Annotated in this window: 24 protein-coding genes; 21 read left to right on the top strand and 3 right to left on the bottom strand. The window is 59.5% G+C overall.

Features of this window, described 5'->3' with window-relative positions; translation table 11 throughout:
• Positions 1–260: 260 nt before the first annotated feature.
• The 6 genes from L6439_RS17415 to L6439_RS17390 all read left to right on the top strand — a co-directional run bounded on the left by L6439_RS17415 (position 261) and on the right by L6439_RS17390 (position 7,227).
• Entirely contained in the window at positions 261–2,054 is a 1,794-nt protein-coding gene (locus tag L6439_RS17415) for a cache domain-containing sensor histidine kinase (protein ID WP_213468138.1), read from the top strand.
• A gap of 24 nt (positions 2,055–2,078) precedes the next feature.
• Positions 2,079–3,194 (top strand): response regulator, encoded by a 1,116-nt coding sequence (locus L6439_RS17410; RefSeq protein ID WP_237096517.1) that lies wholly within the window; start codon positions 2,079–2,081, stop codon positions 3,192–3,194.
• The gene (locus tag L6439_RS17405) at positions 3,161–3,670 is read left to right on the top strand and encodes a helix-turn-helix domain-containing protein (RefSeq protein ID WP_237096516.1); all 510 of its coding nucleotides are present in this window, start codon (positions 3,161–3,163) and stop codon (positions 3,668–3,670) included. Before L6439_RS17410 ends, L6439_RS17405 begins: the two co-directional genes overlap by 34 nt.
• Positions 3,671–3,992: 322 nt before the next feature.
• The gene (locus tag L6439_RS17400) at positions 3,993–5,333 is read left to right on the top strand and encodes an extracellular solute-binding protein (protein WP_213468139.1); all 1,341 of its coding nucleotides are present in this window, start codon (positions 3,993–3,995) and stop codon (positions 5,331–5,333) included.
• Between the two features lie 94 nt (positions 5,334–5,427).
• A complete protein-coding gene (locus L6439_RS17395) occupies positions 5,428–6,309 on the top strand; it encodes a carbohydrate ABC transporter permease (RefSeq protein ID WP_213468140.1) in 882 nt (293 codons plus the stop codon).
• A gap of 33 nt (positions 6,310–6,342) precedes the next feature.
• Positions 6,343–7,227: a carbohydrate ABC transporter permease gene (locus L6439_RS17390; protein ID WP_168181524.1), complete on the top strand. Its 885-nt coding sequence runs from the start codon at positions 6,343–6,345 to the stop codon at positions 7,225–7,227.
• A 1,954-nt stretch (positions 7,228–9,181) separates the two neighbouring features.
• Here the strand turns inward: L6439_RS17390 and L6439_RS17385 are convergent.
• Entirely contained in the window at positions 9,182–10,186 is a 1,005-nt protein-coding gene (locus L6439_RS17385) for a LacI family DNA-binding transcriptional regulator (RefSeq protein ID WP_213468141.1), read from the bottom strand.
• Between the two features lie 442 nt (positions 10,187–10,628).
• On the opposite strand from L6439_RS17385, the gene L6439_RS17380 reads away from it, so the two are divergent.
• From L6439_RS17380 to L6439_RS17330, 11 genes are all read left to right on the top strand, one after another.
• Positions 10,629–10,952, top strand: coding sequence for a UxaA family hydrolase (locus L6439_RS17380; protein WP_213468142.1), 324 nt, complete (start codon positions 10,629–10,631; stop codon positions 10,950–10,952).
• 51 nt (positions 10,953–11,003) lie between these two features.
• The gene (locus L6439_RS17375) at positions 11,004–12,167 is read left to right on the top strand and encodes a UxaA family hydrolase (protein ID WP_213468143.1); all 1,164 of its coding nucleotides are present in this window, start codon (positions 11,004–11,006) and stop codon (positions 12,165–12,167) included.
• Between the two features lie 109 nt (positions 12,168–12,276).
• The gene (locus L6439_RS17370; protein ID WP_168179467.1) at positions 12,277–13,071 is read left to right on the top strand and encodes an SDR family NAD(P)-dependent oxidoreductase; all 795 of its coding nucleotides are present in this window, start codon (positions 12,277–12,279) and stop codon (positions 13,069–13,071) included.
• A 9-nt stretch (positions 13,072–13,080) separates the two neighbouring features.
• On the top strand, positions 13,081–13,752 hold the full coding sequence (locus L6439_RS17365; RefSeq protein ID WP_213468144.1) for a cyclase family protein: 672 nt from the start codon (positions 13,081–13,083) through the stop codon (positions 13,750–13,752).
• Positions 13,749–13,973 (top strand): hypothetical protein, encoded by a 225-nt coding sequence (locus L6439_RS17360; protein WP_168179465.1) that lies wholly within the window; start codon positions 13,749–13,751, stop codon positions 13,971–13,973. The genes L6439_RS17365 and L6439_RS17360 overlap by 4 nt, the downstream gene beginning before the upstream one ends.
• Complete coding sequence (gene rbsD / locus L6439_RS17355) at positions 13,970–14,356, top strand: D-ribose pyranase (protein ID WP_213468145.1); 387 nt, start codon at positions 13,970–13,972, stop codon at positions 14,354–14,356. Before L6439_RS17360 ends, rbsD begins: the two co-directional genes overlap by 4 nt.
• A 214-nt stretch (positions 14,357–14,570) precedes the next feature.
• Positions 14,571–15,344 carry an SDR family NAD(P)-dependent oxidoreductase gene (locus tag L6439_RS17350; RefSeq protein WP_213468146.1) on the top strand — a complete coding sequence of 258 codons (774 nt, stop codon included), beginning with the start codon at positions 14,571–14,573 and terminating at the stop codon, positions 15,342–15,344.
• An 80-nt stretch (positions 15,345–15,424) separates the two neighbouring features.
• Positions 15,425–16,276 carry a fumarylacetoacetate hydrolase family protein gene (locus L6439_RS17345; protein WP_213468147.1) on the top strand — a complete coding sequence of 284 codons (852 nt, stop codon included), beginning with the start codon at positions 15,425–15,427 and terminating at the stop codon, positions 16,274–16,276.
• Positions 16,277–16,377: 101 nt separating this feature from the next.
• Complete coding sequence (locus L6439_RS17340; RefSeq protein ID WP_168179461.1) at positions 16,378–17,109, top strand: (Fe-S)-binding protein; 732 nt, start codon at positions 16,378–16,380, stop codon at positions 17,107–17,109.
• Positions 17,106–18,578 (top strand): LutB/LldF family L-lactate oxidation iron-sulfur protein, encoded by a 1,473-nt coding sequence (locus L6439_RS17335; RefSeq protein ID WP_237096515.1) that lies wholly within the window; start codon positions 17,106–17,108, stop codon positions 18,576–18,578. The genes L6439_RS17340 and L6439_RS17335 overlap by 4 nt, the downstream gene beginning before the upstream one ends.
• Complete coding sequence (locus L6439_RS17330) at positions 18,578–19,375, top strand: LutC/YkgG family protein (RefSeq protein ID WP_168179460.1); 798 nt, start codon at positions 18,578–18,580, stop codon at positions 19,373–19,375. The genes L6439_RS17335 and L6439_RS17330 overlap by 1 nt, the downstream gene beginning before the upstream one ends.
• Before the next feature lie 24 nt (positions 19,376–19,399).
• Here L6439_RS17330 and L6439_RS17325 read toward each other — a convergent pair whose 3' ends face one another.
• Complete coding sequence (locus L6439_RS17325; protein WP_237096514.1) at positions 19,400–20,536, bottom strand: GNAT family N-acetyltransferase; 1,137 nt, start codon at positions 20,534–20,536, stop codon at positions 19,400–19,402.
• Between the two features lie 364 nt (positions 20,537–20,900).
• Positions 20,901–22,184 (bottom strand): CapA family protein, encoded by a 1,284-nt coding sequence (locus L6439_RS17320; RefSeq protein WP_213468148.1) that lies wholly within the window; start codon positions 22,182–22,184, stop codon positions 20,901–20,903.
• A gap of 196 nt (positions 22,185–22,380) precedes the next feature.
• On the opposite strand from L6439_RS17320, the gene L6439_RS17315 reads away from it, so the two are divergent.
• The 4 genes from L6439_RS17315 to ric all read left to right on the top strand — a co-directional run bounded on the left by L6439_RS17315 (position 22,381) and on the right by ric (position 25,304).
• Positions 22,381–22,755, top strand: a complete 375-nt coding sequence (locus L6439_RS17315) for a winged helix-turn-helix transcriptional regulator (RefSeq protein WP_168179458.1) — start codon at positions 22,381–22,383, stop codon at positions 22,753–22,755.
• A 142-nt stretch (positions 22,756–22,897) separates the two neighbouring features.
• Positions 22,898–23,413, top strand: a complete 516-nt coding sequence (locus L6439_RS17310) for a cob(I)yrinic acid a,c-diamide adenosyltransferase (protein WP_168179457.1) — start codon at positions 22,898–22,900, stop codon at positions 23,411–23,413.
• A gap of 214 nt (positions 23,414–23,627) precedes the next feature.
• Positions 23,628–24,488 carry a DegV family protein gene (locus L6439_RS17305; protein WP_213468149.1) on the top strand — a complete coding sequence of 287 codons (861 nt, stop codon included), beginning with the start codon at positions 23,628–23,630 and terminating at the stop codon, positions 24,486–24,488.
• A gap of 129 nt (positions 24,489–24,617) precedes the next feature.
• The gene (ric, locus tag L6439_RS17300) at positions 24,618–25,304 is read left to right on the top strand and encodes an iron-sulfur cluster repair di-iron protein (RefSeq protein ID WP_168179455.1); all 687 of its coding nucleotides are present in this window, start codon (positions 24,618–24,620) and stop codon (positions 25,302–25,304) included.
• The last annotated feature ends 28 nt before the right edge of the window (positions 25,305–25,332 follow it).

The following is a 25,332-nucleotide window of genomic DNA, read 5'->3' as shown; positions in this document are numbered from 1 at the left end:
ATTGGGCCCCGCAAGCTGGGCGTCATTCACTGCTCGTCCCCATGACTCCGGGATCGGGAACAGTTATTTAGTTCTGGAAAATCTATCAATTCGTTGATATACTGAACGGGCATCTGCCTCTCCATTTGTTGTGTGGTGCAACTTACAACAATTCAGGATGGGCAGATGCTTTTCCATATCTCACATTGAAATTCATCCCACACTGATTGCAGCTGTGAACCACATCTATTGCTGAACTTACCCGAGAGAGGGGGAACGTTATGCGCTGGATGACCCGTTCGCTGCACCGCAAATTATCGACCCTGCTTATCGCCTTCATCATCATCCCTGTGCTGCTGCTCGGCTACGTCTCCTACCGGACGGCATGGTCGATTAGCGAGGAGAAGAGCAAGCAGGCCAGCCTCAACACGCTGCGCCAGATCAGCGCCATTTTGGAGACGATCGCTCAGGACGTGGAGAACATGTCGATATTTTTGATCGGACAGCATGATGTCCAGCAATATTTGGCCAAAGACCGGGCAAGCGCCAACGATTATTTGCGCATGGTCGGTTTTTTGACGAACCTTGCCTTTTCCAAAAGCTACATCGCAGACATCCGCATTATTCCGCTGAACGGCAACCCGGAGCTGTCCAATACGACGCTGCTGTCCTCCCATCTGTTCGGGCAGGCCCCGTCCGACGAGGCGTATTGGCAGGAGCACCCGGTCTGGTGGTCGCCGCCGACGCTCAGCGACACGACGCTGGGCCAGAAGCGGACCGTCTCGCTCGTGCGCCCGATCCGCAACATGAATACGTTCGACATGCTCGGCATGCTGTCGATCGGCATTGACGGGGACGCGCTGGCCGAACGGCTGCGCGAGGCGGCGGTGGATGGCGGAGGCAGCCTGTTCTTGCTGGATGCAACCGGCCATATCGTCGCCGCCAACGCCGATCCGGACACCGCTGAGCAATGGTCCGCGAAGCTGAGAGTCCTTGCCGGGCAAGAGTCGTCTGCCGGAGCCGCGCGCTTTTCGGAGATCGGGGAGGGCCGCGATCGCCACATTGTCGTGTCGATGTCCGTGCCGATTGCCCCGTGGAGCGTCTACGCGCTCATCCCCTATCAGACCTTCAGCGCCCAGAACGGCTATCTGCTCCAATTCACGGCCGTGACGGTCGCGGTCGTCATCGCGGTGATTGCCGCCGTGGCCGCTTATGTCGTCAAGCGGGTGACGAAGCCGCTCGTCCGGCTCGCCCGATCGATCGGCGCCGTGCAGCCGGATCGGCCGTTCCGGCCGCTGCCGCTCACGTCCAGCGACGAAGTCGGCATGCTCGTGCACAGCTACAACCAGTTAAGCGACAATATCCGCCGCCTGACGGAGCAGGTGAAGGAGAACGAGGCCCGGAAAAAGGAGGCGGATCTGCTGGCCCTCCAGGCGCAAATTCATCCGCATTTTTTGTACAACACCCTGTCATCGGTTCAATGGATGGCCTATATGGAGGGGAACGGGCGCATTGCCAGCCTCGTCGGCGCGCTGGGCGATTTCCTGCGCTTCAGCCTGAACCGGGGGCTGGAGACCTGCTCGCTGGAGCAGGAGACCGAGCATGTGGCGAATTACTTGGAGATTCAATCGGTGCGTTACCCCGGGCGATTCGATTACCGCATTCATTTGCCGGAGGAGCTGAAAGAATTTGCGATGCTGAAGCTGCTGCTGCAGCCGCTCGTTGAAAACGCTCTCACGCATGGGCTGCTCCCGGCTTATCCGGGATCGGGAGGCCGTCTGATCATCGACATTGACATGATCGACAATGGCCGAATCCGCTTTATGGTACAGGATAACGGCGGAGGTCTCGGCCCGGAGGAGCTGGAGCGGGTCAGGGAACGGCTGAGCGCCCCGGAGCCGGCCGCGGCGAATGCCGAGACATCCCGCTCGGGAGGCAGCGGTTACGGACTGTTCAACGTTCAGCGCCGCCTGCTTCTCCATTACGGAACCGGATCGGAGCTGCGCATGGAGAGCCGGCTAGGGGAAGGGACTGCGGTCTCCTTTTCCATTCCGGCGGACCGAGGCACTGGATGAACTACGCGCAAGGGGGAGATATCCGTGAAAATATTGATTGTTGATGATGAGGTGATCATCCGGACGGGGCTGGCCCAGGTCATTCCGTGGAACGAGCTCGGCTTCGAGGTGCTGCCGCCCTGCGCCTCCGCCGAGGAGGCCATGGAAGTGATCGGGGCGGAGAAGCCGCATCTCGTGCTGACGGACATCCGGATGACCGGCGCTGACGGGATCGACCTGGCGGCCTATATCCGGGAGGTCAGCCCGCGAACGGAGACGCTGATTTTGACCGGCTACGACGATTTCCATTACGCCCAGCGGGCGCTGCGAGAAGGGGTTTGCGATTATTTGCTGAAGACGAGCCGCCCGGACGACATCGTGAAGGCGGCGCTGCGGGCGAAGGCGCGCATCTTGGAGAAGCAGGATGCGGCGGTGCATGATTCGGCGAAGGAGGCGTCCCACCGGGAGCGGCAGGTGCTGAAGCTGTTGGCCGAGCCGCTGCCAGCCGAAGATTGCCGCCGGATCGCCGCCGAATTGTTCCGCCGCGTCGGCGCCCCGCTGGGAAGCGGAAGCGATGCGGCTTCGTATGAGGCGGCCGTCATCGAGGCGGACGGCTGGGGCGAAGCCCGGCACGGGCTGCTGCTGTTCGCGGCCGCCAATCTGTTGGCCGAGCTGTTAGGCGGCCCGGTCGTCCGGCACGAGCAGCGGCTGCTGGCGATTCGCCGGACGGAGCCGATCCCCGGCCATCTGCCCTGCGGCTGGGACGAAGCGCTCCGCCGGACGGAGCGGCTCCTCAAGTGCCGTCTCTTCGCCGGGATCGGCGGAGCCGCCGCGGATGCCGCGGACATCGGCCGCTCCTTCCGGGAAGCGTGCAGTGCCGGCCGCTTCCGCTGGTTCGCGGCCGGCCGCCGCCTGCTTCATTATGAGGAGACGGCTGCGCGCGAAGGCCGCCCGTCGATCTGCTCGGCCCAGGAGGAGGACGGCCTGCTGCAGGCGCTGTCCTCCGGCCGGCCGGAGCGATTGCGCCGCTGGATTGGGGAGCGGGTGAAGGAACTGATCGCGCATCCGCACGCGACGCCGGAGTCTGTCCGCTCCTATGGGCAATCCGCCTTGATCGCGGCGGAGCGTTGGAGCGGTGCGCCCAAGCCGCTGCGCCGCTGACCCGGCCGGCCGCCGAGGCGTGGGACGGCTGGAGCTGGCAGCCGCATTCGCTCGCCGACCCCGCGGCTGCCGAGCCGGAGCAATGGGAAGGCTCGCTCTTCGCCGCGCTGCAGGAGGCGATGCAAATCTATCGGGACCGGTATGCGGACGACGCGGTCCCATATGTCTCCCAAGCGATGCGCTATATCCGGGAGACTGCCGACGGAAGCCTGACGCTGCAGCATGTCGCCAGCGTGGTGAAGGTTCACCCGAATCATCTGAGCGATAAGTTCAAGCAGGAGACAGGCATGAACTATATCGAGTACGTTACCCAGGCTCGCATCGCCCGGGCATGCCGCCTGTTGCAGGACGGCTCGGCGCTGGTGTCGGATATCGCCCGGATGGTGGGGTACGAGGATTTGAAATATTTTTCCCAGCTGTTCAAAAAGCATATGGGCTGCACCCCCTCCGAATTCCGGAGCAGCCGGAGCGGCTGATCGGCGGGCGTCCCGAACAGCGCCCCGAACAGCGCCCCGGCCCGATGATCGGCGGCCAACGCCGACACACCGGACACCTCCCTTCAAGGGTGACGGCTGCGCGGCACAGGATTCTTTTCCCGGCTGAGCGCAGCCGAACGCCCGGCTTAGCGAAAATCGGTGAAAACATTCCCCCTTGCCGCTTAATTTCTTCCCTCACTGGGGAAGGAAGCGCTTTCGTATACTGGATGTACGCGGAGCGGTCGGGGCGGAAGCCACTCCCTCTGCTGGTCTTAATGCGATTGAATTACGCAACATGATAGAGAATTGGAGGGGTTGTTCTATGCGTACACGATGGATGACGATGCTCGTCGCGCTGCTGGCTGTCTCCCTGCTCTCCGCATGCGCGTCGGGAGGCTCGAATGCGGGCCAGAACCGTCCAGGCGGCGAAGCGAAGGAAGAGGGAGCGGCCGGGAAGGTGAAGCTCTCTTTATGGCATAACTTCACGGGAGACGATCTTCGCGCCAAAGCGATGCGCGACATTATCGAGACATACCAGCAGGACCATCCGGAAATCACGCTCGATATCCAAGCCATTCCGCCGGACGGCTACAAAACGCGCCTCAAAACGGTGGCGGCCGCCAATGAGATGCCGGATGTCTTCCTGATGTGGCCGGGGATGATGACCAAAGAATTCCATGGCGGAGGCTTGATTCAGCCGATTGACGATCTGTTGAACAGCAAGACGGAGTGGAAGGAGGGCTTCCTGCCGGGGTCTTTCGACGATTTTACGATCGACGGCCGTATCTACAGCGCTCCGATGGGATTGTCGCCGACTTCGATACTTTACTACAACGAGGAGATATTGAGCCGCTACGGCCTGCAAGTTCCGAAAACGTGGGATGAGCTGCTTGCCGCCGTGAAGACGCTGAATGAGAACAAGGTAACGCCGATTGCGCTCGGCAACAAAGCGGCCTGGCTCGCCCAGTCGAGCATTCTCAGCTCGTTCGCGGATCGGGTGACCGGCACGGAATGGTTCCTGAAGGCCGCCAACCAGGATGGAGCCAAGTTCACGGATCCGGAATTCGTGCGGGCGCTCGAGCTGCTCCAACAGCTGCAGCAGGCAGGAGCGTTCCAAATCGGCTTCAACAGCATCGACAACACGCAGATGGAAATGATGTTCGCGCAAGGCCAGGCCGCGATGATGATCGACGGCGGCTGGGCCTTGACGAATCTGTCGGCCAATGCGTCGCCGGAAGCGCTGAAGAGCATGGGCGCCACGGTGCTGCCTTCGGTTCCCGATGGCAAGGGCGATCCGAATTCGACCTCCGGGGTCGTCGGCGTCGGGCTCGGTCTGAGCGCCAAGGTCGACGGCCAGCGCAAAGAAGCCGCCTGCGAGCTGATCTACGCCTTATCCGGGCCGGAGGCGCAAAAGCGCACATTGGAAGCGAATCAATTGGTCAGCTACAAGCTGGATCTCGATGAGAGTTCCGTATCGCCGCTGTTCGCCAAAGTTTATCGGCTCGTGAATGAAGTGAAGCGGACGCCGGTCTATGACGCCGTCATGACAAGCGCAGGCGCCGACGCCGTCAATAACGGGCTGCAGGAATTGCTGATGGGCGGCAATCCGGAGGAGATCGCCCGTAAGATTCAAGAGGCTCAGGCGAAATCGCTCGGCCGTTGACATGCCGTATGCTGCCGCACCTCCATGCCCCTGACCGTTCAGGCCAGGCAGGGCGGGCGGCGGCTTCAACATCGAAGAGAGGAGGCTGAGCCGAATGCGCGCGCATGCGGGGGCAAGCAAGCGGATATTTATTGCGGCGGGGCTGGCGCCGTCGCTTCTCATTTACGCCTTGTTCGTCATTGTGCCGATATTCTGGTCCGCTTACTACGGATTTTTTGATTGGAAAGGAATCGGCGAGATGAGCTTCATCGGCATCGCCAACTTCAGCGAGGCGCTGCGGGATCCGGTGTTCTGGCTCTCGTTCCGCAACAACATGATTATCGTAGGGGCTTCCGTCTTTGGCCAAGTCCCGATCGCATTGCTGCTCGCTCTGCTGCTGAAGCGGGGAACCTGGTTCCAGCGCTTCGTCCGCTCGGCGGTATTCATGCCGATGGTGCTGTCCTCGGTCGTCATCGGGATTATTTGGACAAATATCTATCATCCGCAGACCGGGCTGATGAATGCGGCGCTCGATGCGATCGGCCTGTCCGATTGGAAGCGGGCCTGGCTGTCGGAGCCGGGCATCGCCATCTGGATGATCGCGATACCCGTCATTTGGAACTATATCGGGCCGTATCTCATTATGTTCCTTGCCGCCCTGCACAGCATCCCGTCCGAGCTGGACGATGCGGCCGAACTGGACGGAGCCCGGGGGATGCGCAAGCTGGCATCCCTGACGCTGCCCATGATCTGGGACACGCTCAAGGTGGCGATCGTGCTGTGCATCTCCGGCAGCCTGAAGGCATTCGACCTGATCTATGTCATGACCAACGGGGGGCCGGCTCATGCCACGGAATTGCTCGCGTCGTATATGTATAACAGCACCTTCACCGTCTACCGCTTCGGATACGGCAGCTCGGTCTCTACCCTCATCGTCATCATCAGCTTGCTGCTCGTCGCCGGTTCGCAGCGGCTGATGCGCCGGGAAGCGCATTAGCATCCGGGCCATGGACAGGAAGGAGGAATCGAATTGGCATCATTGATAACCGCATCTGCAAGAGGGGACACGGTCCGCGCCGCAGGCTCGCGGGAAGGGTCGCGGGCGCTCCGGCTCCTCGTACACGCCGGCTTGGCCATTTATGCGCTCGTCACGCTCTATCCGCTTATCTGGCTCTATCTCAGCGCCTTTAAGACGAACGAGGAGTTTTTTGCCCATCCCTTCGGGCTGCCGACCTCATGGCAGTGGGATAATTTCGCGCGGGCATGGGAAGTGTCGGGGATGGGACGCTCCATGTGGAACTCCTTGTTCGTCACGGCGGTATCATTGGCGGCCACCTTGCTCCTTGGGGCGCTGGCGGCTTACATTTTGGCCCGGTTCCGGTTCAAGGGGCGCAGCCTGCTGCAGGGCTTGTTCGTGCTTGGCATGCTGATTCCGGTTCATAGCACGCTTGTCCCGCTCTTCATCATGATGAACAAGCTGGGCATCCTGAACACGCATGCGGCGCTCATATTCCCTTATACCGCCTTTGAGCTGCCGATTGCCATTTTCATCGTGGCTGCCTATCTGGCCAATATGCCTAAAGAAATGGAAGAAGCGGCGCATGTGGACGGCTGCGGATACATGGGAATCTTTGCGCGGATTATGCTTCCCGTATCGCTCCCGGCGCTCTCAACCGTGGCGATACTCGGCTTTCTTCGCTTCTGGAACGACTTCGCGTTCGCGCTCGTCTTTATTAACAGCCCGGGGCTCAAGACGCTGCCGCTCAGCCTGTCCGTCTTCGCCACAGGCTACTCGACAGACTACAAACTGACGATGGCCGCCCTCGGCATGGCGGCGCTGCCTACGATCGCGATCTACATCATTTTCCAGGAACAGGTCATGAAAGGGATGGCCGCAGGCGCCGTCAAAGGATAAGCGAAGCGTGGATAGAATGCGAGGGACCCTTGCAGCTGAAAAAACTCGGTATCAACAGGAGAGCTGCAAAAAACGGACGAACTGAAGCGTTCGGAGGCCGAGAAGCGACATCAGGGCCTACACCTCGAGAACACAACAGAAAGCCGGCACCGACAAAAGCAGCTCTATTGGGCTCCAAAGGTTGCCGGCTTAACTCATTAACGCGAACTTGGGTCCTCCCAGCTTATGAACAAGTAGTCCTGGCGCAGGAAAACGAGATGAGCCTGTACCTTCTGCGCCTACGGGAACCATCCTCTGCCACACATATGAGAAACATCCCATTCTCTACCACGTAGATGAGAAACATCCTCTCCAATGCCTTTCAACAAACCCTGTGGGACAGGACCTACCCGAGAATCCGTCTCTACCACGCCTATGAGTATTATCCCTTTGGAGCAGGAATGGTCGCTCCGTTTCTTTTCTTGTTTACGCACAATATCCCCGCAGCACAGGAGCTCCTCAAGAATCTGTCTCTACCATGCCTATGAGTATTATCCCTTTGAAGCAGGAACGGTCGCTCCGTTTCTTTTCTTGTTTACGCACAATATCCCCGCAGCCCAGGACCTACCCGAGAATCCGTCTCTACCGCCTATGAGTCTTATCCCTTTGAAGCAGGAACGGTATCGCTCTGTTTCTTTTCTTGCTTACGCACAATATCCCCGCAGCACAGGAACTCCTCAAGAATCTGTCTCTACCATGCCTATGAGTATTATCCCTTTGAAGCAGGAACGGTCGCTCCGTTTCTTTTCTTGTCTTTACGCACAATATCCCCGCAGCACAGGACCTACCCGAGAATGCGTCTCTACCACGCCTATGAGTATTATCCCTTTGAAGCAGGAACGGTGTCGCTCCATATCTTTTCTTGTTTACGCACAATATCCCCGCAGCCCAGGACCTACCCGAGAATCCGTCTCTACCGCCTATGAGTCTTATCCCTTTAAAGCAGGAATGGTCGCTCCGTTTCTTTTCTTGTTTACGCACAATAACCCCGCAGCACAGGATCTACCCGAGAATGCGTCTCTACCACGCCTATGAACAGGTAGACAATTATAACTGGTAGGGAGTCCGCGTTACTTTCCTGACAAGATGGGAGAGTAAGCCTAAGGCGAGTCGAAGGACCTGACTGGACGGGAGAGCGAACATAAGACGAGCCAAAGCACCTGACTGGACGGGAGACTGAGCATAAGACGAGCCGAAGCGCGTGACTGAACGGGAGACTGAGCATAAGGCGAGTCGAAGGACCTGACTGAACGGGAGAGCGAGCATAAGGCGAGCCGAAGCGCCTGACTGAACGGGAGACTGAGCATAAGGCGAGCCGAAGCACCTGACTGAACGGGAGAGCGAGCATAAGGCGAGCCGAAGCGCCTGACTGGACGGGAGACTGAGCATAAGGCGAGCCGAAGCGCCTGACTGAACGGGAGACTGAGCATAAGGCGAGCCGAAGCGCCTGACTGGACGGGAGACTGAGCATAATGCGAGCCGAAGCGCCTGACTGGACGGGAGAGCGAACATAAGGCGCTGAAGCACCTGACTGAACGGGAGAGCGAGCATAAGGCGAGAGGGGGCTATTTGATCTATAAGAGGTTTTTCCACATGCGGGAACACGCACTGAAAGGTGTGCCAATGCGCCGCTGGCGGCGTATGATGGGGAGTATGCACCACAGTTATTCGCTTAGTAAAAGATACAGCGTAGTGTTAAGGTATTTGCGGCCAAACGGGGCCGAGAACGATGTGTGTCCGCTTCGTCAAAATGAAGGAAAGGAAGGGACAGAGGCCATCCCTTCCGGGTAAATAACAAGTGTAGCGATAGACATATGGCTATATCGGTTCAAGGGCGTTGCTGGGCGTTGTGCCGCGAACTAAGTAATAACCTGCCTTCTTCCCAATGTCCTGGTGCAGTACATTTGTGATAAAGCTATATTTTCCCCACGGATTGCCGCATCAATATGTCGCAAGGGAGCACGATCTGGCGCGGTTTTTCTTCCCGGTTTTTGATCCGGTCCAAGAGAAGCTGCATGCCTTGTTCCCCGAATTCGTAAGCCGGCTGGGAGGCGACGGAGAAGAATGGATTCGCTTCTTCCACCCACCCGAAGTCGTCGAAGCAGGCAATCGACAGATCCTCCGGCACGCGCAGGCCCAGGCTGCGGACGGATTGGAGCACGGTGAGGGCCAGCATATTGTTGGCCGCGAAGATGGCCGTCGGCCGCGCCTCCGGTGCGAGCTCCATCCAGTGTGCGACGGATAAGTCCTGCTCGCGCGAATAGCTCGTCTGCATGACCAGCGATTCGTCGAATTCGATTCCGGCTTCCTGCAAGGCCTCGACATAGCCGGCTTGGCGCTCGCGGGCGGTAGAGACGTCCTGAGCGCCGTTCACGAGGGCGATGCGGCGGTGTCCGTACCGGATCATCTCCGCTACCATCCGCTTCGCCCCGTCGCGGCTGTCGCCGAGCACGGCATCGCAGACAATGCCGGGAACCTCGCGGTCCAGCAGCACGAAGGGCACATTTTGGCGCTGGAGCCACTCCAGATGTTCCTTGGACTGATCTCCGCTCGGCGCGAACAGCACGCCATCCACGCGCATCGACAGAATCATTTCAACATAATCTTTTTCTTTCGAGAAGCTCTCGTCGCTATTTCCGAACATGAGCCGATAGCCATGACGCATGGCGGCATCCTCGGCGCCCCGCGCCATCGTCGTAAAGAACGGGTTCGTAATATCCGTAATGAGAAGCGATACGATTTTGCTCTCTTGCGTGACGAGGCAGCGGGCGACCGAGTTCGGGATGTACCGCATTTCCTCCATCACCTGCTTGACCTTGTCGCGGGTCTTTTCGCTCACTCTTCCGGTATTGTTGATGACTCGGGATACGGTCATCGCCGAGACATTGGCTTTCTTCGCAATATCATAAATGGTAGCCATTGGCGTTATCTCCTACTATGATTTTATGGGCACCGGCGGCACATGCTGCAGCCGTCGTTCAGGGAAGGCCGCGGGAAAGCGGCGCCCGGGGCTGAAGCGGGACAGAGAACTCTCGCGGGCCGGGTGACAGCTGCGGCGGGAATCACCGACGCAGCGAGACGGAAGAAGCATGTCCATTTTCCCAATAAAATGCGGCTCACGAAGTCCGCTTTTCGTTAGGAATCCTAAGAGGAACTTGTCCTGTGAAGAGTCTTCCGCCCCCTGGTAAACCTAATTATACCATTTTCACCATAAGTTAAAAATAGATTCTACCGAATTATACCGATTATATTTTATGCTATAGAGAACATTGACATCAAGAGGGACCCCATGATATTGTTGAGTTAACGATAACATTTCCAGTTATAGTCATCTTATCGGGATAAATTAGGAGGGATCAGGCGTGAGCGAGAAGGTCATGCAAAAAGGTGTAAGCGTTATCGTCATGGATGAACGCGATCATGTGGCGACGGCGCTGCGGGAACTGCAGCCGGGTGAAGGGGTCACTTGCGAGGTTGCGGGAGCGACTCGTGCGATTGCGGTCAGTCAGACGATTCCCTTCGGACATAAGGTGGCCATCGTTCCAATAGCGGAAGGCGACCAAGTCCGCAAATATGGAGAAGTGATCGGCCGGGCGACCTGCGGCATTCCCGTCGGCAGCCATGTGCATGTGCACAACATCGAAGGCATCCGCGGAAGAGGGGATCAGGCGGCAACAGCCAAGTAAGAGCGTCTTAGTGGTGACAGCTTGTCAACTTAGGGAAGGGGAATCGGATAAATGAGCATGACATTCCAAGGCTACCGGCGTCCGAATGGCGAGGTAGGCATTCGCAATCATCTGCTAATCATCCCAACGGTCATTTGCGCCAATCAAGTGTGCAACCGCATTCAGCAGCTTGTTCCGAACACGGTCGCTATCCCGCATCAGCATGGATGCAGCCAGATCGGGGCCGACAAGGAGCGCACGTTCGATGTGCTGGCCGGCACGGGGAAAAATCCAAACGTCGGCGGAGTGCTCATCGTCAGCCTTGGCTGCGAGGTCGTGGATCCGGTGCAGCTCGGCGAAGAGATTCGCAAGACCGGGAAGCCGGTCGAGGTGTTCGACATCCAGAGCGTAGGCGGCTCGGTCAAGGCGATCCAGCATGGCGTCGAGATGGCCGGCAAGATGCGGGCCCAGCTTGATGCGATGGAGAAGGTGGAGATCCCGCTGTCCGAGTTGAAGGTCGGCGTTAAATGCGGCGGTTCGGATGCGACGAGCGGTCTTGCCTCCAACCCGGCGCTGGGCGTCGCGGCGGATGTGCTAATCGGGGAAGGCGGCACGATTGTGATCGGCGAGACGACGGAGATTATCGGGGCCGAGCATGTGCTGGCCGGACGGTGCCGGACGCCGGAGATCGCGGACAATCTGTACCGCATCGTCGATCGCTTCGAGAAGGAGGTCGAGCGGATGGGGGCGGATATGCGCGGCGGCAACCCAAGCCCGGGCAATATCGCGGGCGGCCTCAGCACGATCGAGGAGAAATCGCTCGGCTGCATCAGCAAATGCGGCACCGCCCCGATCGAAGGCATTATCGAGTATGCGGAGCAGGTGCCTCGCGGCGGGCTTTATTTTATGGATTCTCCCGGCAATGATATCGAGTGCGTGTCGGGCATGGCCGCAGGCGGCGTCCATCTGGTCTGCTTCACGACGGGGCGCGGCACGCCGACCGGGTCGGCCGTCATTCCGGTTATCAAGATTACCGGCAACCGCCTGTGTGCGGAGCGGATGGCCGACAATATGGACATCGATGTCAGCGGCCTGCTTGAAGGGGAGTATTCGCTTCAGGAAGCGGGCGGGCGGATCTGGGACGAGATTCGGGCGGTCAGCAGCGGCAAGCTGACGACGGCCGAAGTGCTTGGCCATACGGAGTTCAGCATTAACCGCATCGGTCCGAGCCTGTAAGGAAGAGCAGCAGCCATCCGGGCAACTGAGCGGGCTGAGTACCGGATGACGGGCAGGAACTAATTTGCATCGGGAAAAACAATGGGAAAAAGAGAGGGGACGTGCCAACATGGGTCGTTTAACAGGACGAATCGCACTGGTAACAGGAGGAAGCCGCGGCATCGGCGAAGCTATCGTCATTCGCTTGGCGGAGGAAGGAGCGGATATCGCGATTAATTATATGTCGGAGGCTTCTTACGATAAGGCGGTCAAGGTCCAGCAGCAGGTGGAGCAGCTTGGACGCAAGGCGATTGTCGTGCAGGCGGATGTCGGCAGCAAGGAGGAAGTGAACCGCATGTTCGACGAAGTCGAGGCGAAGCTGGGCTATGTCGATGTGCTGGTGAACAATGCGGGCATCGCCCCGTTCGAGCCGTTCATGAAGGTGACGGAAGAGACATGGGATCGCACTTATAATACGAACGTGAAATCCATCTTTATGTGTTCGCAGCGGGCGGCGAAGCATATGATCGACAATCGTTTCGGCAAAATCGTCAACGTGCTCTCGACAGCCAGCCTTGTGGTGACCAGTCCGGTCATCCCGCATTACCAGTCCTCCAAGGCGGCAGCGCATATGCTGACGAAGGGGATGGCGATCGAGCTCGGCAAATTCAATATCAACGTAAATGCGGTCGGCCCGAGCACGGTCGATACCGATATGTGCACGGAATTCCTGGCTGCGCCCGGCATGCGGGAGAAGGAAGAGCAGGCCAACCCGATGAAGCGGCTCGGCACCGCGCGCCAGATTGGCGATGCGGTCGTCTTCCTCGCTTCCGAGGAAGCGATGCAGGTCAACGGGCACTTGCTGATGGTGGACGGCGGCCTGACGGTGAAGGCGGCGCAGCCGGACGATCATATGGAACGGTAGGTGAGCGGGATGCTGAACATTACCCGGATGGTGGATCTCTCGCAGGAGCTTTACCATTTGTGCCCGGTGCTGCCGGATTTCGAACCGCCCAAAATGGATTATATCTGCGTCGGGCCGCGGGACGGCTGGAAGCTGGAGCAGGTGACGATGAACCTGCATACCGGCACTCATATGGATGCGCCGGCGCATTTGGGCGATTATAGCAAGACCCTGGATCAATTTCCGGTCGACGCTTTTCAGGGGCGGATGGTCTTCGTTCCGCTTCAGAATCGGGGCAACGGTTATCCGATTGGGCGATCGGATCTGGAGCCGTACGCCGAACAGATGAGCAGCGACGCGGTCGTGCTGCTATATACCGGCTGGGGCGAGAAGCGCGGCTGGACGAAGGAATGGATATATGAATCTCCGTATCTGTCCAATGAGGGCGCCCGTTACTTGGCCGAGTGCGGCGTGAAGGCGGTCGGCATCGATCATTTCAGCATCGGCGGAACGGGCGAAGAGAATGAGGAGACGCACCGTATCGTGCTCGGCGCGGATATGTGGGTCGCCGAAGGACTGCAGCTCGATGATCCCGCGCTTCGGGAGGGTGACTGGCATGTGATGGCGATGCCGCTGAAGATACGGGATTCGAGCGGAGCGCCTGCGCGGATTGTCGCCATCCAGTGGGAGGCTCGCTTATGAGTCTCGTCACGTGGGAGTATCGAATCGAGCATGATGCGGCCGCATTGAATGAACTGGGCCAATCCGGCTGGGAGCTCGTGGCGGTGACGGTGGTCGACGGCATCGAGCAGATGTACCTGAAGCGGCCGGGCCCGACGTTCCGGGAGCTGATTACGCTTGATCAACGCGAAGAAGTGGCCAGGATGGCGGAAGCCCGCGGCCGGGAGGGGGAGGAGTCATGAAAAAAGGCGGAGTGCTTCATCCCCAACTGAACCGGATCCTGGCCGAGATGGGTCATACCGATATGCTGACGATCTGCGATCGCGGCTTCCCGGTACCTGTCGGGGTGGAGCGGGTCGATCTGGCCTTGACCGACGACCTGCCGGCCGTCACGGACGCGCTGAAGGCCATCGCCGGCGAATTCGTAATCGATTGCATTATCATTACCGAGGAAATGCAAGCCTTCAGTCCGGAGCGGGTCGGCCTGCTGAAGGAATTGATCCCGGATGTGCGGTGGAAGGTGCTGCCGCACGTACAGTTCAAGCAGCTGTGCACGGAGTCGAGAGCGGTCATCCGGACAGGGGACACGACCCCGTATGCGAATCTGATTATCGTATCCGGATGATGGCGCGGCGAGGAGGCCGGTCCTGCACCGGCCTTAGCAGCTGCAGCGCGGGATGAGGGAGCGGGCCGTCACAAGCCTGTTCCCCTGTAAGTAAGCTTATCGCCGGCATTCGTTGTGAAGGCTTCCATCAGGAACGCTTCGTTGATGAACTTTTATGTACTTTTATGAAAAATGAAATATGTGAAAGCGGATATCGAGGGAAGGGGTCATCGGCATGCGTTTACAGGGAAAAGTATGCATCATTACAGGCGCGGGCTCCGGCATCGGCCGCAGCTCGGCGCTGCGCTTCGCGAGCGAGGGAGCGGTGGTCGTCGTAGCCGACATCCAGCCGGATGCGGGGCGGGAGACCGTTAAGCTAATCACGGAACAGGGCGGAGCCGCCTCGTTCGTGCAGGTGGACGTCACCGTTCCGGAGCAAGCTCAAGCCATGGCCGATACGGTGATGCGGCAGTATGGGCGCATTGACGTTCTGTTCAACAATGCGGGGGTCAGCGGCATCGGAAGACTGCATGAGATTGAACCCGAGGCATGGGATCGGGTGATTGCCATTAATATTCGCGGCGTCTTCCTGCCAAGCAAGTATGTCATTCCTTATATGATCGAGCAGCAGAGCGGCGCGATTATCAACATGTCCTCCTGCATCGCGGAGATGGGGCTGGCGAACCGCGCGTCCTACGCGGCAACGAAGGGCGCGGTGCTGTCCTTGACCAAATCGATGCAGGTGGACTACGCCCCGTACAATATTCGGGTGAATGCGCTGTTGCCGGGAACGATCTACACCCCGTTCGTCGAGCAGTATCTGCGCAATTCTTATGATGATCCGGAGCAGGCGATTGCTTCCATCAAGTCCCGGCAGCTGAGCGGCGAACTCGGCCTGCCTGAGGATGTGGCGGAAGCGGCGCTGTTCCTGGCTTCGGACGAAGCCAAATTCATTATGGGCTCCCCGTTGTACGTAGACGGCGGCGTCGTCTTCGGCAAAAATGCTTAAATCCGCGGCTGACGCGGACCCGGTACCGCCGGCCTCTGCCTGTCTAGTGCCCATTATATCCAGCAAGGGAGGAATTTACGGTGAAATTTATCACGTTCTATGATCACGATCAACAGCTGCGCGCGGGCGTCAAGACGGATCGAGGCATCGTCGACATCAGCGGCAAATATACAATTCATGAGGTGATCTCGGGAGGCCGGGATGTCCTGCGGGAGGTCGAAGCTTACGCCGCCGGCGCGGACGATGTGCTCGACGAGAAGGATTTGACCTACGGGCCATGCGTCACGGATCCGCAGAAGATCATTTGTGTCGGACTGAACTACCGGAAGCATGCGGAGGAGACGAATGCTCCAATTCCGGAAGTTCCGATTCTATTCAACAAATTCAACAATACGCTGACCGGCCACGGCCATGATATCGCGCTCCCGCGCGTCAGCCAAGCCGTAGACTACGAGGCCGAGCTGGTCATCGTCATCGGCAAGTCTGCCAAGGATGTAACGGAGGAGGAAGCGCTGGACTATGTGTTCGGCTACTGCAACGTGAACGACCTGTCGGCCCGCGATCTGCAGATGCGCACGCCTCAATGGATGCTCGGCAAAATCTGCGACGGCTTCAGTCCGCTCGGGCCGTATCTCGTGACGGCGGATGAGGTGGGCGATCCGAACCAGCTCGATATCCGTTGCATCGTCAATGGAGAGACGCGCCAGCATTCGAATACGGCGGACATGATCTTTACCTGCAAGGAGATTATCAGCTATATATCGCGTCATTTGACGCTGCTTCCGGGCGATCTCATTTTGACGGGCACGCCGGAAGGGGTCGTGTTGGGGTTGCCGGAAGCCGAACGCATCTACTTGAAGGACGGCGACCTGGTCACGATTGAAATCGAGAAGCTCGGCGCTTTGACGAACCGGATGGTGGCCGAACGGTAGATTCGACGGCGCTTGAAGGGGGCAGCTCCTTCAAGCGCTTTTTGGGCAGGCAAGAAGCGGCTATTTGTGTGATTCGATCCGAGAAGAAAGAAGGGACTTCGATGCGCGTATCTTTATTTGTCACTTGTCTGGCGGATACTTGCTTTCCCGGCGTGGCGGAGAGCGCGGTCCGGCTGCTCCACCGTCTCGGCTGCGACGTTGATTTCCCCCGGCTCCAGACGTGCTGCGGGCAGCCGGCGTTCAACAGCGGATATCATGACGACGCGCGGGAGGTCGCGCGGCAGTGGCTCCGGGCGTTCGAGCACAGCGACTGCATTGTGACGCCGTCCGGCTCCTGTGCCGGCATGGCTTGCCATTATTACGGGGATTTGTTCCGGGAGGAGCCGGAATGGCAGGCCCGGGCCGAGCGCGCGGCGGAGCGCACCTATGAGCTGTCCCAATTCATCGTGAAGGTGTTGGGACGCGCCGATCTCGGGGCCGTCTACGAAGGGACGGCCACCTACCATCCGTCCTGCCACGGCATGCGGCTGCTCGGCATCGGCGACGAACCGATGACGCTGCTGCGCCATGTGAAGGGGCTGAAGCTCGTCGATCTGCCGCATCGGGAGGACTGCTGCGGCTTCGGCGGAACATTCGCCGTGAAGATGCCGGAGATGTCCGGCGCGATGGTTACGGAGAAGGCAGAGCATGTCGTCTCGACGCAAGCGGACATTCTGATCGGGACGGATATGGGCTGCCTGATGAATATTGGCGGGCGGCTCAACCAGGCCGGCAAGCCGATCCGCGTCATGCATCTCGCCCAACTGCTGGAGGAAGGAGTGAAGGGGGCATGAGCACGGAGATATCCTCTGCTCAAGGCGGCATCGGCAGCGGCCTGAAGGAGCGCACGAAGGCGGTTCTTCAGGACGCCTTCCTGCGCCAAGCCGTGGCGTTCACGACGAACAAGCTCCGCACCGGCCGCTTGAGCGCTGCCGAAGAATTCGGCGATTGGGAGACGTGGCGCAGCCGCGGCCAGGCGATTCGGCAGCATACGATCGAGCATTTGGACTATTATTTGGGCCAATTCGCCGAGCAGGCGGAAGGGCGCGGCGCGCGGGTTCATTTCTGCGCGACGGGAGACGAAGCGGTGCAGGCCTTCCTGGCGATCGCGAAGGAAAAGCAGGCGACGCTGGTGGCCAAGGGCAAGTCGATGGTGTCGGAAGAGATGCATCTGAACGAGCGGCTGCGCGAACAGGGCATCGACGCGATCGAGACCGACTTGGGCGAATATATTTTGCAGTTGGCGAAGGAGACGCCGTCCCATCTGATCATCCCGGCCATCCATAAGAACAAGTCCCAGATTGCCGAGCTCTTCACGAAGGAGGCCGGCAAGCCGCTTCCGCCGGAGACGAGGGAGCTGGCCGCGTTCGCCAAGCGGAAGCTGCGCCAATTTTTCCTCGAAGCGGATATCGGACTGTCGGGCTGCAACTTCGGCATCGCCGAGTCCGGCACGGTGACGATCGTCTCGAACGAAGGCAATGGGCGCATGGTGACGACTTTGCCCAAGACGCATGTCGTCGTCATGGGGATGGAGCGGCTCGTCCCGACCTTCGACGATGTCGAGGTGATGCTGAACCTGCTGGCCCGGAGCGCGACCGGGCAGAAGCTGACGACCTATACGTCGTTCATCACCGGTCCCCGCCAGCCAGGCGATCTGGACGGCCCGGAGGAGCTGCACATTATTATTCTTGACAACGGGCGATCGGCGCAGCTTGGCGATCCGCAGTTCCAGCAGGTGCTGCACTGCATCCGGTGCGCCGCTTGCCTCAATGTATGCCCGGTCTACCGGCATGTGGGCGGCCATACGTACGGCTCGGTCTACAGCGGGCCGATCGGAGCGGTGCTGACACCGCTGCTGCAGCAGGATATGAAGGAGGCGGGAACGCTCGCCTACGCGTCATCGCTATGCGGGGCATGCTATGAAGCTTGCCCGGTCAAAATTCCGCTCCACGACATGCTCGTGCATCTGCGTGCCCGCAAAGTAAAAGAAGGTTATACGCCGCAGGCCGAGCGGCTCGGGTTCCGGCTGTTCGGCAAAGTGTTCAGCCATGTGAAATGGTACCGGATGGCGGGCAAAGCCGCTTATTACGGCCAGAAGCCGCTCTTGCGGGGCGGGGTAATCCGCAAAGGACCGGGCCCGCTCGGCGGCTGGACGGCCTCGCGGACGTTCCCGGCGATACCGAAGCAGTCGTTCCGCGACCGCTGGGAGGAGCTGAAGGCGGAGTTGGCCCGGGCGGACCGCGAGCAAGGGAGGGATTCGTAATGGAGCGTCATGCGTTTCTCGCCGCGATTGCGTCCCGGCTCGGCCGTTCCGGACCGTTGACGGAAGCGCCGGCCCATCTGTACCGGGGCGTGCCGGGGGAATATCGGGAACGGATGGGAAGACTGAACGCCGATGAGCGCCTGAAGCTGTTCGTCAGCAACTGGACGGCGCTCACCGGCGAAGCGGTCATCGTGCCGAGGGAGGAAGCGGCGGCGGGCATCGGGGAGATGCTGGCCCGCTTCCGGCAGCGGGGCCCGCTGGAGCGCGTGCTCTATGCGGACACGGAGGAGCTGCGCGGGTACGGCGTGCCGCGGGTGCTGCAGGAGCAGGGCTTGAGCGGGGTTCCTTGGACGGAAGATCAAGACAATGAAGCCGAGCTGGAGCAATTGGGCCTGCCCGGGCCCGGCGAAGCGGGAGCGCTCGCCGGCGCGAAGTGGCAGGCGCGAAGCCCGCTGCTGCGCGCCGCCGAGCGGTGCCAGCTCGGCATCGTCGCGCCCGCGGCCGCAATCGCCAACACCGGCACGCTGGCGGTATGGTCCGCCGGGCGGCAAGGCCGCTCGGTCAGCCTGCTGCCGGGCATGCTGCTCGCCATACTGCCGGCCGGGCGGATCGTGGCCCGGATGGGCGAGGCCTTCGAGCGGGTGAACGGGAAGGCGGCCCGGGAAGGCGGCCTGCCGGCCTCGCTGAATCTGATCACGGGGCCGAGCCGCAGCGCCGATATCGAGAATGATCTCACGATCGGCGTTCACGGCCCGGGTGTGGTGGGTGTCGTCATTGTGACATCGTCGGGCACGTAGCGGCGGCCGGCGGGGAGTGCGGATTCAGATATAATATAAGCCGGTCAGCGGCGGCAGCGGAACCGTTATGCGGAGATCGCGCGGCCATGATTCCGGCAGCGGAACGTCCGCCTTCGGCTCGAACAGCAGCCGTATTGTCTCTTCCTCGGACAATACGGCTGCTTCCGCATCCGGGTAGCGAAGGCGGACCTGGCCGTCTCCGAGATCATCCGCTTCGATGCGGGCGGCAGGCGATCCGGCCGACTGCCACCAGTCCCGAAGCTGACGGATGAGCCGCTCCATGGACGGAACATATACCGTGCCGTCATTGGGGCGGATCTGGGCCGGGCAGGGGGACAGCTCGCGGCGCATGGCATCGTCCTGCCATGGAACGATGACCTCCAGCCGCTCGAAGGCCGGCATAGCCTGCAGCAAACGCACGATCTGCGGAGCGTCGGATCCGCCGTATTCGAGCACGATCGGCAGCCGATCGGTCTGAGAAGGCTTGGGCTTCAGCACGTAAGCATACGCCGTAAGCGCCCCGCCGCGTTCCAGCCCGTAGAGCTTCGGCTTCATCTCCCGGCACGACGCGTAGGCGGCGGCATCCTTCAGGCCGGCCAGATCCCACACGCTCATATCGAAGGCCGCCGTATGCCGCAGCGTCAAGTCATGGAAGGCGAAGCAGTCGAAGCTGGAGATCTCGCGAAGGCAAGCATCGCCCGCCGCTTCTTTCGACTTCCGCATGGCGGCGTCCCGGTTCGCCCCGGCATTCAATGTATACGCAGTCAAGCGGCCGAACGAATAACAGCGGTTCCGGCGGTACAGGGAACGGCCGCCCGAGATGAAGAGCATCGCCGCCCCCATATCGTCGACATGGCGCATGACGCGATGCAGCAGCTCGGTCGCGACTCCGCTGCCCCGGGCTTCCGGCTCGGTGCAGACGGAACCGAGCGAGAAGACGGGCAGGCGGGCCGTGCCGATGCGCAGCTTGGCAGGCAGGAGCCCCATATGGGCGATAAGCTTATCGTCCCGGAATACGCCGTAGGAATGGGCATACACGGGCGAGAACAAGTATGGGAAGCCGTGTTCCATTGAGATTTGCCGGCTGTTGCGGAACACCTTGTCCGACAATTGCACCGCCTGCTCGTAATCGAGCGGCTGCAGCATTCGTATTTGTTCCATGGTACTCCTCCTTATCGGGTTGCGGGTTAGTCAATTCCGGAGGCGGGAATGGCATACGGGATGGATCCGTTTTTTGCCTCTGGCTCTTACTTTATTTCGATGGGGGAGGCAAGATACCTACTTGATGGCAAATTGGACATAAAAAAGACATAATTCCCCTCCGCTGCGCATGGCTGTGGAAGCTGTAAGCCTGGGCGCGGCCGGGAATGCCGGAGGATCTTGGCGAGGACGAGCGGACGGCCGCCCGGCTGGCGGGAGACCTCCGCCGGACTTCGCATGGGATGGCGCCGGCCTCGACGGCAAAAAGCGGAGCATGCCCCCGCGCCGCATGCTCCGCTCTTTTTTCCGAATACGGTATGACTGCTTAACGCTTGCCGGGAGCCGGAGGCTTCGCCTGTATCGCCTCGATCGCCCGGTCGCCGCCAATGGCCACGCCATAGGAGATAGACTCCAAATACTTCAACTGCCGCTTCACGTAGGCGTCATCCTTCTTGATGATCTGATCCTTATAGATTTGATACGGACTGAAGGACATTCGAATCTCGCCATTCTCAATCGTCAGCGTGAGCAGGCCCGTATCCGCATTTTTCCCCTTCACGTAGTCCGGGAAAAGAAAGTTGCCTATCGAGTAGGCAATCGGCTTGCCGTTGTACCATTCAAAGCCTTGCAGCACGTGCACATGGCTGCCGACGATGCCGTCGGCTCCGGCGTCTATCATCTCGCGGGCATACGTGCGCTGCCAAGGCTCGGGCTTGTTATTCTTCTCGACGCCCCAATGCATGTAGACGAATAAATAATCGCAATCCCGGCTCTCCCGGCGAATGACGGGCAGCACGCTCGATTTGTTGTACGCCTCCGCGATGCCCGGCCGTTCATCCGCGGCGAACCAGTACGTCTGGGGAATGAAGCGGGAGAAGGCGAGGAATTTGATGCGCTTCCCTTTGATCGTCACTTCATGGGCGCGATAGGCCTCCTCGCGGTTTTTGCCGCCGCCCATATAGGGCAGCTCGTAATGCTCCAGATTGGCGAGCGTATCGAGAAAGCCTTTCTGCTTGAAGTCGAGCGTATGATTGTTGGCGATCGAGACGAGATCGAAGCCGGCATTTTTCAATCCTTCCAGGGAGATCGGGTCCGATTTGAAATTGAACAGCTGGTTCGCATCTTTTTGGTCATGGAAGGTGACCGCGGTCTCCAGGTTGACGATGGCGAAGTCGGCTTCTTGAATCTCCTCGGCTACATGCACGAACGGATAGTCCGGGCCTTTCTTGCGAATCGTCTCCTTGACCGACCAGTCCATAAGCGCGTCGCCCGCGAACACGAGACGAATCGGCCCGTCTGACGCGTCAATGGGCGTCTCGCCGGGTCCGGAGACGTTAACCGGGGGCAGGGGCGCACCTTTACCGTACTCCCCCGTCTCCCCCGTCTTCCCGGTCTCGCCGGTCTTGCCTGTCGCGGGCGGGGGCCCGTACGGAGCGGCTGACGCCTGCTCTCCGCGATCCAGCCGCGCTCCATCCATCGCGTGGAGGAGGATGCCGGCGGAGACCAGCAGGGCGGCGGCGGCGCTCGCGAGCGCCGCTGTCCATTTTCGCCTGCGGCGCTGCTTCAGCCGCCGATGGCGCTCGCGGCGTGATTCCCGAAATGTGCTCAATGGGCACCTCCTATGTATAAAAAGTCATTTCACCGCTTTCATTATATTCGTTAACATCCGGAAATAAGTTTCAAAATATTTGCAATATACTATAAATTTTGTTATTTGACTTGAGTCTTCCCCATTTTCTTTTTGAAAACGCTATGGTAAAATAAACTTGCTTACATTTTGTAAGCTATGAAGGAGGGATGATGATATGGAATCCCATCATTTGGGGATGTGTCCCCGTTTTGAATCCGCATTCTGTGTATTAGGCAAGCGCTGGAACGGGCTTCTTATTCAGGTTCTGCTCAGCGGGCCGAAGCGGTTCAAAGATATTTCCGCGCTCATTCCTGCGATGAGCGACAAGATGCTAAGCGAGCGAATGAAGGATTTGGAGGCAGCCGGCATTGTCGTGCGCAATGTGTATCCGGAGACGCCGGTGCGCATTGAGTACGAGCTGACCGACAAGGGGCTGGCGCTGCAGCCGGTCATGGAAGCCATCCAACATTGGGCCGAGACATGGGTGAGCGAACCGTCAGACTGCGGGGCGCCGGATGAATCCGCGGAGTCCGATTCGGGCGATTCTTGACATGAATGAAGCGGCGCTTGCCGCTATGCCGGGAAGAGCGGGCCCTGACGGAGGCGCGTCAATCGCCATCATGCCCAAGGCATCGTATTACTAAGGAATGTAGCCACGACTAACGGTTTTATCACGCAAAGGAGAATGATGATTGGGTATTTACACAAGGACGGGAGACGGCGGCAAGACGAGTGTCATTCGCGGGCGGGTGGACAAGGATCATGCACGGGTGGAAGCTTACGGCACGGTCGACGAATTGAACACCTTCATAAGCTCGGCCATCCGCCAGGCGGAGAGCGTTGGAGAACCCGGGCTAGCGGCCGAATTGACGGGCATCCAGCAATATCTGTTCGATTGCAGCCATGATCTGGCCGTCGTCTCTCCCGAATTCCGGCCCTACCGGCTTGCGACGGAGGCGGTCGAACAATTGGAACGGCGCATGGAGGAGCATCCCCCGGCGCAGCCGCTTCAATCCGGCTACCCGGATAGCCCCCTGTCTGCCAAGCTGATGGTGTGCCGCGGCGTATGCCGGCGGGCAGAACGGCGAATCGTCACCTTGATGCGTGATGAGATCGCCTCGAAGGTCGTATTGCAATATATCAATCGGTTATCAACGTACTTATGGTGGCTTGCGGACCGCGTGAGCGGGAAGCAGGGCAAGCGGTAGGCGGCTTGCGGGCGAATGCCCTCGCCGGGCGGCACGGCGGGCGCGGCTCCGAAGGAGTTCTACCCGCTTTTTTTATGGAGGAGGGGCGCTGCGGGAAGGCGCCCCTTTTTACCGTTGTCAACCTTTCCTTGAGCCCTTATAATTAAGCGGAATGACAAGGGGTAAATTTAAGAGGCAATAACAACCACATTTCACTATGAGACAGGAGACTGACATGACCATTCACATCATCACGGACGGAAGCTCAGACCTGACGCCGGAGCTGGTGGAGCAGTACGGCATCCACGTCGTTCCGCTGTACGTTCGATTCGGGCAAGACGTATTGACATCCGATATGAATACGGATTCTTTCTATGAACGGATGCGGGAGGAGCACGAGCTGCCGAGTACAGCGAGTCCTTCGCCTGCCGACTTTTATCATATGTATCGGTCTCTTGGAACCGACAAGGACATTCTCGTGTTGTCGCTGACCTCTCAACTGAGCAGCACCTACCATCACGCGCTGATGGCCAAGACGATGTATGAAGAAGAAGGGCATCCGAACCGGATCGAGGTGCTGGATACGAAGACGGCGTCGATGGGGCTTGGACTGCTGGCCGTGCGGGCGGCCCAATTGGCCCGGGCGGGGGAAGAGCTGCAGGACCTGATGGCGAAGATGGTTCATTTTATTAAGCATACACGGACTTATTTTACATTGGATACGCTGGAAAATGTCATCCGCGGCGGCCGGTTGAGCCGGATTAAGGGGACGGTCGCTTCAATGCTGAATATTAAGCTGCTGATGGAGGCAAGCGAAGAAGGCTCGATTGAAGTGCTGGAAAAAATCCGCGGCACCCAGAAGACGCTGCGGCGGCTGATCGACAAGGTGGGCGACGCATGGCATCAGGTCGACAAAAACTGGATTGCGCTCGCTCATTCCAACTGCGAGGAGCGCGCCAAAGCGTTTCTCCGCGATTTAATGGACAAGTATCCGTTCGATCAGGTGCTGTTCGTCAATATGGGGCCGGTAATCGGAACCTATGCCGGTGAGGGCGGCGTCCTCATTTCTTATCAGGAGGCGCCTGCACTGTCGTAGATTTGTCTATTTTCCGGTGATCGCAATCACTCTCCTGTCCCGTGGCCGGGCGTATGATCGGGTTACGGCGCAAGCTTGGCGGCGATGAAGCCGTACCGAAGCGCTGGACGAGGAAGGGAGAGGTGTCACATGTTTACGGAGGAGATGACGGTACGCGATGCCGTGCTGCGTTATCCGGCGGCGAGCGATTTATTTAAACGGTTGAAAATCGATTTCTGCTGCGGGGGCAACCGGCCGATACGCGAAGCCGCCGCGGAACGGGGATATGCGGCAGAAGAGGTTATCAGCGAGTTGAACCGGATGCGCGAAGCGGCTCCTGCGACGGGAACGGGCGTCGACTGGCAGTTCATGTCTTCCCGTTCGCTGATTGAATATATCGTGAATAAGCATCATCGTTACTTGCGCGATCAGCTCCCGGCCATCACGGCGAATGTGGCGCGGGTGTATCATGTGCATGGGGGAGATCAACCCCATCTTGCCAAGGTGCATGAGACGTTCATGCAGTTGAAGATGGAGCTGGAGGCGCATATCGCGAAGGAAGAAGAGTCTCATTTCCCGCTTATCCTCCGGTATGAGGACGATGCGGAAGGAACTGCGGCGGAAGCGCGGGCCGTCGTAGCGGAGCTGGCCGGGGAGCATGACGGGGCCGGGGCCCTGCTCAAGCGGCTGCGGGAGGCGACCTCGGATTTCACGCCGCCGGAAGGCGCCTGCACGACCTACCGCGTCGCCTATGCGCGGCTGGAGGAGCTGGAGTCGATGACCTTCGAGCATGTTCATTTGGAAAATAATGTGCTGTTCCCGCGCATTGCCGGGTAACGGATATCGAGCAATCGACACAGGACGG

Source organism: Paenibacillus dendritiformis, from assembly GCF_021654795.1.
Classification (GTDB): domain Bacteria; phylum Bacillota; class Bacilli; order Paenibacillales; family Paenibacillaceae; genus Paenibacillus_B.
Note: the sequence above shows the minus strand (reverse complement) of the source record. Positions and strands in the feature narration are given on the sequence as shown.

Coding starts and splice junctions, on each gene's coding strand:
- L6439_RS17415 (WP_213468138.1), top strand. CDS start 261: ATGCGCTGGATGACCCGTTCGCTGCACCGCAAATTATCGACCCTGCTT.
- L6439_RS17400 (WP_213468139.1), top strand. CDS start 3,993: ATGCGTACACGATGGATGACGATGCTCGTCGCGCTGCTGGCTGTCTCC.
- L6439_RS17395 (WP_213468140.1), top strand. CDS start 5,428: ATGCGCGCGCATGCGGGGGCAAGCAAGCGGATATTTATTGCGGCGGGG.
- L6439_RS17385 (WP_213468141.1), bottom strand. CDS start 10,186: ATGGCTACCATTTATGATATTGCGAAGAAAGCCAATGTCTCGGCGATG.
- L6439_RS17375 (WP_213468143.1), top strand. CDS start 11,004: ATGAGCATGACATTCCAAGGCTACCGGCGTCCGAATGGCGAGGTAGGC.
- L6439_RS17370 (WP_168179467.1), top strand. CDS start 12,277: ATGGGTCGTTTAACAGGACGAATCGCACTGGTAACAGGAGGAAGCCGC.
- L6439_RS17365 (WP_213468144.1), top strand. CDS start 13,081: ATGCTGAACATTACCCGGATGGTGGATCTCTCGCAGGAGCTTTACCAT.
- L6439_RS17360 (WP_168179465.1), top strand. CDS start 13,749: ATGAGTCTCGTCACGTGGGAGTATCGAATCGAGCATGATGCGGCCGCA.
- rbsD (WP_213468145.1), top strand. CDS start 13,970: ATGAAAAAAGGCGGAGTGCTTCATCCCCAACTGAACCGGATCCTGGCC.
- L6439_RS17350 (WP_213468146.1), top strand. CDS start 14,571: ATGCGTTTACAGGGAAAAGTATGCATCATTACAGGCGCGGGCTCCGGC.
- L6439_RS17340 (WP_168179461.1), top strand. CDS start 16,378: ATGCGCGTATCTTTATTTGTCACTTGTCTGGCGGATACTTGCTTTCCC.
- L6439_RS17335 (WP_237096515.1), top strand. CDS start 17,106: ATGAGCACGGAGATATCCTCTGCTCAAGGCGGCATCGGCAGCGGCCTG.
- L6439_RS17330 (WP_168179460.1), top strand. CDS start 18,578: ATGGAGCGTCATGCGTTTCTCGCCGCGATTGCGTCCCGGCTCGGCCGT.
- L6439_RS17325 (WP_237096514.1), bottom strand. CDS start 20,536: ATGGAACAAATACGAATGCTGCAGCCGCTCGATTACGAGCAGGCGGTG.
- L6439_RS17315 (WP_168179458.1), top strand. CDS start 22,381: ATGGAATCCCATCATTTGGGGATGTGTCCCCGTTTTGAATCCGCATTC.
- L6439_RS17305 (WP_213468149.1), top strand. CDS start 23,628: ATGACCATTCACATCATCACGGACGGAAGCTCAGACCTGACGCCGGAG.
- ric (WP_168179455.1), top strand. CDS start 24,618: ATGTTTACGGAGGAGATGACGGTACGCGATGCCGTGCTGCGTTATCCG.